This window comes from Serinicoccus sediminis (genome assembly GCF_004153545.1).
Lineage (GTDB): Bacteria > Actinomycetota > Actinomycetes > Actinomycetales > Dermatophilaceae > Ornithinicoccus > Ornithinicoccus sediminis_A.
This window is the reverse complement of record NZ_SDVA01000032.1, coordinates 1-2539: the sequence shown is the minus strand read 5'-3', so window position 1 is coordinate 2539 and position 2539 is coordinate 1. Positions and strand designations below refer to the sequence as shown.

Sequence of the window (2539 nt, the reverse complement as noted above, 5' to 3'; positions counted from 1 at the left end):
CATGCTTGATATGTGGGTGATCTTCTCGGTCACTGGCGGAGCATTGTTGCTCTCGTCGATATACTCGAGGAGGAGCCCTGATGGATGCTCGTACGCCGTGTCTGATTCCGCCTGGCCGTCCGGCGGGGTTGGGTGATCCGCTGCTGGATGCGTACCTGGACTTCGTGTCGGCACGTTCGCGCCCGAACACGGTGCTGGCGACGCGGTTCGATCTGCTGGTCTTCTTCTCGGTCGTCGGCAAGCCCGTTGCGGCGGTGACCAGCCGTGACGTGCTGGGCTTCATCACCGCTCAGCGCGTTGGTGTGGACAAGCTCCCGAGCACCGCTGCGGCGGTGAAAGCGGCCGACCGCGACGGTACCGGTGGGGTGTCGTTGCGCACGGTCCGGCGGCGGCTGTCGACGGTCAGCGGGCTGTACGCGTTCCTGACCGCCCGGGGTGACGTGGCGACCAACCCGGTTCCGCGCAGCCTGCCGACCCGTCGGGAACGGTCTCGTCCTACCCAGGGCGTGCCGTTGGTGCGGGCGCCGCGGACATTGCCGACGATCCTGTCCCCGGCTGAGGTGAACGCGCTGATGGGCGCGCTGCGCACGCACCGGGACCGGGCGATGGTGACCGCGATGCTGCTGGGCGGGCTGCGCCGGTGCGAGGTCCTGGGCCTGCGGCTGCAGGACCTGCGCCCCGGTGAGCGACGCGTGTTCGTGGTCGACGGCAAGGGCGGGCACCAACGCTACGTGCCGATCGCACCCGCCTTCTTCTCCCATCTGGGTGCCTACCTGGACACCGAACGGCCCGCCGAGGCCGGCACCGGCACCGACCGGGGTGGCACCGACCGCGTGTTCGTGGTGCTGAAGCGGCCCCGCCGTGGACGGCCGTTGACCGCGGACGGCCTGGACGAGATCCTGGACGGCGCCCGGGACCGGGCAGGGTTGAAGCACGCGACCTGCCACCAGCTGCGCCACACCTGCCTGACTCAGCTGCGGGCCGCGGGGATGCCGCTGGAAGCGGTGCAGGCCCAGGCCGGGCACGCCTCGATCGAGTCGACCCGGATCTACCTGCACCTGGGGGATGACTGGCTCGCCTCCCAGTACCGCAAAGCGGCCGAGGTCATCGACGCCCAGATCTTCGCCATCAGCTCGACCCCACCAGGACCCGCCCCGGCCCCGGTCCCGGTCTTCACCGGGCCTGCCGTCGAACCCGCACCCGGTACAGCCGGCATCACCGGGGGCGCGCGGTGAGACGGGGCCGGCCGCGACGCAGGCCTCCTAACCCCTACGCCGCCGTCCCGTTCGCCACCTGGGCCCAGCTGTCCAGCTGCGCACCAGGCATCAGCGAGGTCATGGTCCGCTACCTGGAACAGGTCGCCTGCATCCTGCGCCCAGGAAGCGTCACCGGCACCGACCTGGACCTGCGCTGCTTCGCGACGTACCTCATCGAGCAGCACGCCGACGTGGACACGATCGCCGCGATCGGCCGGCCTCAGATCGAGGGCTACAAGCCCTGGTTGGCCGCCCGGCCCGGACAGAACAAACCTCAGCTCACCCCGGCCACGATCGCCCACCGACTCGGAGTGCTGCGCATGTTCTTCGTCCGCATCGACGAGTGGGGATGGCCCGAAGCCCCACCACGGGTGCCGATGTTCCACGGCGACGTCCCCATCCAGGACCACGCCCTACCCAAGGCCCTCGACGACACAGCAGCAGCAGCCCTGCTGACCGCTGCACAGGCCGACCCGCGACAACTCATCGGGTTGACCGTCGAGTTCCTCCTGCGCACCGGGCTACGCGTCGGGGAGTACACCGCCCTGACCGCGGACGCGGTCGTGCTCATCGGTGACACGTACTGGTTGCACGTCCCGGTCGGCAAGCTGCACGAAGACCGCTACCTGCCCCTGCACCCCCACCTCGTGGAGCTCGTCGGCGCCTACCGGGCCGCGCACGTCACCCCCGGGCACGACCTGCTCATCCCCTACGAGAACGGCCGCCAGCTCGACCGGCACGCCGTCACCCGCTTCATTAACAAGGCCGGTGCCGCCGCCGGGCTGCCACACATCAACCCCCACCGGCTGCGTCACACCCTGGCCACCCAGGCCATCAACCGCGGCATGTCCCTCGAAGCGATCGCCGCGATGCTGGGACACAAGTCGATGGACATGACCCTGGTCTACGCCAAGATCGCCAACCGCACCGTCGCCGAGGAGTACTTCACCGTCGCCGCCAAGGTCGACGCGCTCTACGCCACCCCCGCCCACCTACCCGCCGAAGACCTCGGCCCCAACATGTCGCGCCTTAACCGCGAACACCGACGCCTGCTCGGCAACGGCTACTGCACACGACCCGCAGTCATGGACTGCGAGTACGAGACCATCTGCGAGTCCTGCACCTTCTTCCAGACCACCATCGAGTTCCGCCCCACCCTGCTCGCCCAACGCGACGACGCCTGCACCAAAGGCCAGACCCGCCGCGCCGCCATCTACGACCAACTCCTCACCGGCCTCGACACACACGAAGCCTCTTGACATCGATCACCCACATAATGCCGA

At 69.1% G+C, this 2539-nt stretch carries 2 protein-coding genes; both read left to right on the top strand.

Annotated elements, in window-relative coordinates; all coding sequences use genetic code 11:
* Positions 1 to 80: 80 nt before the first annotated feature.
* Positions 81 to 1235: a tyrosine-type recombinase/integrase gene (locus EUS26_RS16425; RefSeq protein WP_130014908.1), complete on the top strand. Its 1155-nt coding sequence runs from the start codon at positions 81 to 83 to the stop codon at positions 1233 to 1235.
* 101 nt (positions 1236 to 1336) lie between these two features.
* Positions 1337 to 2515, top strand: a complete 1179-nt coding sequence (locus EUS26_RS17615; RefSeq protein ID WP_130014907.1) for a tyrosine-type recombinase/integrase — start codon at positions 1337 to 1339, stop codon at positions 2513 to 2515.
* Positions 2516 to 2539: the final 24 nt, after the last annotated feature.

Coding starts and splice junctions, on each gene's coding strand:
- EUS26_RS16425 (WP_130014908.1), top strand. CDS start 81: ATGGATGCTCGTACGCCGTGTCTGATTCCGCCTGGCCGTCCGGCGGGG.
- EUS26_RS17615 (WP_130014907.1), top strand. CDS start 1,337: ATGGTCCGCTACCTGGAACAGGTCGCCTGCATCCTGCGCCCAGGAAGC.